We start from the raw sequence: 5,279 nt of genomic DNA, 5'->3' as shown, positions 1-5,279 counted from the left end.
ACACGCCGTGTCCACCGTCACCGCCGGGCCTTCCAGGCCGAGGGTGTACGACACGCGGCCTGACATCACGCTTGCGGAGTTGCCCGTGCCGAGGTGGCCTGCGACCTCGTCGGCCGTGGCGGGGTCGAGGGGGCGGGAGGCGTAGTCCTGGTAGTTGGTGCCGGCGAAGACGCCGGTCCGGGAGCCGCGCAGCGTCGTCGGGTCGATCCCGGCACGCTCGAACGCCTCCCACGCCAGCTCCAGCAGCAGCCGCTGCTGCGGATCCATCGCCAGCGCCTCACGCGGCGATATCCCGAAGAAGCCGGGGTCGAAGTCGGCGGCGTGGTCGAGGAATCCGCCGCCGCGGGTGCTGGCGCGGCCTGCTACGCCGGGCTCGGGGTCGTAGAGGGCGTCGATGTCCCAGCCGCGGTCGTCGGGCCACTCGGTGATGGCGTCCGCGCCGTCCGCGAGCAGCTGCCAGAACTCCTCGGGCGTGTTGGCCCCGCCGGGGAAGCGGCAGCTCATCGCGGTGATGACGATCGGGTCGTCGGTGGTCGCGCGCGGCGCGGGAAGGGGGGCGGCCGGGGTGTCGGCGGGGGTCGGGGCGAGGGCGGTGCGGAGGTGTTCGGCGAGGGCGGTCGGGGTGGGGTAGTCGAAGACGAGGGTGGCGGGCAGGGGGCGGCCGAGGGCGCCGCTGAGGGCGTTGCGCAGTTCCACGGCGGTGAGGGAGTCGAAGCCGAGCTCGCGGAAGGAGCGGGCGGGCTCCACGTCCTGCGGGCCGCTGTGGTCGAGGACGACGGCGACGTGGGCGCGGACGAGTTCCTCGAAGGCGGCTCGCTGTTCGGGTTCGGCGAGTGCGGCGAGTTGCCGGGGGAGGTCGCCGGTGTCGGGGTCGTCGTCAGCTGTGTGACGGGGGCCGTGGTCCGGGGTGCGTCGGGCGTCGAGGGCGTGCCGGGCGTCGGGCAGGTCGTCGAGGAAGGGGCGGGGCCGGGCGGTGGTGTAGGCGTGGGCGAACAGGTCCCAGTCGATGTCGGTGACGGCGAGGGTGGTGTCGTCGTGGTCGAGGGCCTGTTGCAGGGCGCCGAGGGCGAGATCGGGGTTCATGGGGCGCACGCCGTGCCGCTGGAGGCGTTCGCCGACGGAGCCTTCCGCCATGCCGCCGTCGGCCCAGGGTCCCCAGGCGATGGCGGTGGCGGGCAGGCCGCGGGAGCGACGCTGCTGGGCGAGGGCGTCGAGGAGGGCGTTGCCGGGGGCGTAGTTGGCGTGGCCGGGGGCGCCGATCGTGCCGGCCGTGGAGGAGAACAGGACGAACGCGGACAGGTCGAGGCCGGAGGTCAAGGCGTCGAGGTTGCGGGCGCCGCCGACCTTGACCCGCAGGACTTCGGCGAGTTGCTCGGGGGTGAGGGTGGTGATGACGCCGTCGCGCAGGACGGCGGCGGTGTGGAAGACGGCGGTGAGCGGCCGTTCGGTGGGGATGGCGGACAGCAGGGCGGCGAGCTGGTCGCGGTCGGCGATGTCGCAGGCGGCGATCTCGACGTGTCCGGCCCCGAGTTCGGTGAGTTCGGCGCGGAGTTCGGCCGCGCCGGGGGCGTCGGCGCCGGTACGGCTGACCAGGAGCAGGCCGGGGGCGCCATGGCGGGCGAGGCTGCGGGCGACCTGGCGGCCGAGGGCGCCGGTGCCACCGGTGACCAGGACCGTGCCGGTGGGGGCCCAGTCGCGGCGTGCGCCCAGGCCTCCCGTCGCGGCCCGGTTGAGGCGGCGGGCGAGCAGGCCGGTGTCGCGGACGGCGAGCTGGTCCTCCTGGCCGACCCCGGCGAGGGCGGCGGTGAGCCGTTCGGCGGCGGAGCGGTCGAGCGTGGCGGGCAGGTCGAGGAGGCCGCCCCAGCGCTGGGGCTGTTCGAGGGCGACGACCCGGCCGAAGCCCCAGACGAGGGCCTGCTGGGGGGAGTCGACGGTCTCGGCCGGGCCGGTGGCGACGGCGCCCCGGGTGGCGAACCAGACGGGTGCCTCCTGGCCGAGGTCGTCGAGGGCCTGGACGAGGGAGACGGTGGCGGCGAAGCCGCGGGGCAGGCCGGGCAGACCGTCGTACTCCTCCTCGTCGAGGGCGAGCAGCGACAGGACGGCCTGCGGGCGGTCCTGCCCGGTGGCGCGGAGAAGTTCGGCGATGCGCTCGCGGCCGTCGTGCGGGGCGACCCCGACGGTCACCGGGTCGGCTCCCGCGCGGGCGAGGGCGTCGACGACGGCGGCGGTGTGGGCGTGGCCGGGGTGGTCCGGATCCTGGTGGGCGGCGGGCAGGGCGACGAGCCAGCTGCCGCGCAGTACGGGCGCCGGAGCGGCGGGCAGGGGTTTCCAGGTGACGCGGTAACGCCAGGCGTCCACGGTGGCGTTCTCGCGGCTGCGCCTGCGGTAGTCGCTCAGGGCGGGCAGGACCGTGGAGAGGGTGTCCTGGTCGAGGTGGAGGGCGGCGGCCAGCGGGGCGGTCTCGCCCTTCTCGACGGACTCCCAGAAGCGGGCGTCGAGATCGCTGCCGACGGCCGTCGCGGGACCGGCGAGCTGGGCGGGCGTGGGCCAGTAGGTCCGGCGCTGGAAGGCGTAGGTGGGCAGGTCGACCCGGGTTCCGGCGCCGATCAGGGCGGTCCGGTCGATGGGGGCGGCGCCGCGTACGCTCAGTTCGGCCAGGGAGGCGAGGAAGCGACGCGGTCCGCCCTCACCACGGCGCAGCGTGCCGGTGACCACGGTGCCGGTGCGGCCGTCCTCGTCGAGGGTGTCGCGGACGGCGGTGGTGAGCACGGGGTGCGGACTGGACTCGACGAACGCCCGGAAGTCCTGGGCGGCCAGGGCCTGTACGGCCTCGGCGAAGCGGACCGTACGACGCAGATTGTCGTACCAGTACCCGGCGTCGAGACTCCCGGTGTCCAGCCAGTCACAGGTGACCGTGGAGAAGAACGGCACCTCCGCGGCACGCGGCCGCACAGGCGCCAGATCCGTCAGAAGCCGGTCACGGATCTCCTCGACCTGCGCCGAGTGCGAGGCGTAGTCGACCGGTATCCGCCGCGCCTGAACACCCGCGGCGGACAGCTCCGCCACCAGCTCACCTACGGCCTCGGCGTCACCGGAAACAACCACAGAGGCAGGCCCGTTGACCGCCGCGACCGAAACCCGCCCCTCCCCACCGGCCAGCCGCTCCTCCACCTCCGCCACCGGCAACAACACCGACGCCATGCCACCACGCCCGGCGAGCGCCGTGATGGCCCTGCTGCGCAGCACGACCACACGCGCCGCATCCTCCAAAGACAGACCCCCGGCCACACACGCCGCGGCGATCTCACCCTGACTGTGACCCACCACCGCATCCGGACGCACACCCCGGCACTGCCACAACCGCGCCAGCGACACCATCGTCACGAACAACAGCGGCTGCACCACATCCACACGGTCGAGGGTGGGGGCACCCTCCCGGCCGCGCAGGACGTCCTCGACCGACCAGTCGACGTACTCCTCCACAGCCGCCGCACACACGGCGAAGTGCCCACGGAACTCCGGATCGGTGTCGAGGAGTTCGGTGGCCATCCCCGGCCACTGCGGACCCTGCCCAGGAAAAACGAACACCATACGACCGTCCACATCGGCCACACCCCGCACCAGCCCAGCCGCCGGAGCACCCGCCACCAGCGACTCCAGACCCCGCAGCAGTTCTGTGCCGTCGTCGGCGAGAAGCACCGCGCGGTGTTCGAACGCGGAACGCGTGGCGGCCAGCGACCAGGCCACGTCGTGCGGGTCGAGCGCGTCGTCGGCGCGCAGCCGGGCGTGCAGGGCGGCGGCCTGGGCGCGCAGCGCCGTGGCGCTGCGCGCGGAGACGGCGTACGGCAGGGTGGTGCCCGGCGGCGGGGCGGGCCGTTCGGCGGGCTCGGCGGCGGCCGGTTCGGGGGCGGGTTGTTCGAGGATGACGTGGGCGTTGGTGCCGCTGACGCCGAAGGAGGAGACGCCCGCCACGCGCGGCCGGTCGTCGGCGGGCCAGGGGCGGGACTCGGTGAGCAGTTCGACGCGGCCCGCCGTCCAGTCGACATGCGTGCTGGGCCGGTCCACGTGGAGCGTGCGGGGCAGCAGGCCGTGCTGCATGGCCAGCACCATCTTCATGACGCCGGCGACCCCGGCGGCGGCCTGGGTGTGCCCGATGTTGGACTTGACGGAGCCGAGCCACAGCGGCCGTTCGCGGTCCTGCCCATAGGTGGCGAGCAGGGCCTGCGCCTCGATCGGGTCGCCGAGCGTCGTACCGGTGCCGTGCGCCTCCACCGCGTCGACGTCGGCGGTGGACAGCTGGGCGTCCGCGAGGGCCTGCCAGATGACGCGCTGCTGGGAGGGGCCGTTGGGGGCGGTCAGGCCGTTGGAGGCGCCGTCCTGGTTGACGGCGCTGCCGCGGACCACGGCGAGGACGGGGTGCCCGAGCCGACGGGCGTCGGCGAGCCGTTCCACCAGCAGCATGCCGGCGCCTTCGGCCCAGCCGGTGCCGTCGGCGGCCTCGGCGAACGCCTTGCAGCGGCCGTCGGGGGCGAGGCCGCGCTGGCGGCTGAACTCCAGGAAGAGGCCGGGCGTCGACAGCACGGTGACGCCGCCGGCGAGCGCCAGGTCGCACTCCCTGGCCCGCAGCGCCCGTACGGCCAGGTGCAGGCCGACCAGAGAGGAGGAGCAGGCGGTGTCGACGGTGACCGCGGGGCCCTCCAGGCCGAGGGTGTAGGAGATGCGGCCGGAGACCACACTGGCGGCGTTTCCGGTGCCGACGTGTCCTTCCAGGCTCTCCTGCGAGGCCAGCAGAAGACCTGTGTAGTCCTGGCCGTTCGTCCCCGCGAAGACACCGGTTCGGGAGCCGCGCAGGGTCGTGGGGTCGATGCCGGCCCGCTCGAACGCCTCCCAGGAGATCTCCAGCAGCAGCCGCTGCTGCGGGTCCATCGCCATCGCCTCGCGTGGCGAGATCCCGAAGAAGGAGGCGTCGAAGTCTCCGGCTCCGGCGAGGGCACCGCCCGAGGTGCTGTACGTCTTTCCGGGGCGGCCGGGTTCGGGGTCGTAGTGGTCGGCGAGGTTCCAGCCGCGGTCGGCGGGCCACTCGGTCACGGCGTCGCCGCCGGAGCCGAGCAGCCGCCACAGCTCCTCGGGCGAGTCGGCGCCGCCGGGGAAACGGCAGCTCATCGCGACGATGGCGACCGGTTCCCGGGACGCCGACTCCGCCTCGCGCAGCCGCTTGCGGGTCTCGTGGAGATCGCCGGTGACCTTCTTGAGGTAGCTGAGGAGCTTTTCCTGCTCGT

Annotated in this window: 1 pseudogene; it reads right to left on the bottom strand. The window is 74.3% G+C overall.

Annotated features, from left to right (window positions below):
• Positions 1-5,274 (bottom strand): annotated as a pseudogene (locus IE277_RS49365) (type I polyketide synthase); the annotation flags it as partial.
• Positions 5,275-5,279 lie beyond the last annotated feature (5 nt).

The sequence above is a fragment of the Streptomyces alanosinicus genome, from assembly GCF_014650595.1.
Taxonomy (GTDB): domain Bacteria; phylum Actinomycetota; class Actinomycetes; order Streptomycetales; family Streptomycetaceae; genus Streptomyces; species Streptomyces alanosinicus.
This window is presented reverse-complemented; position numbering and strand designations above follow the sequence as displayed.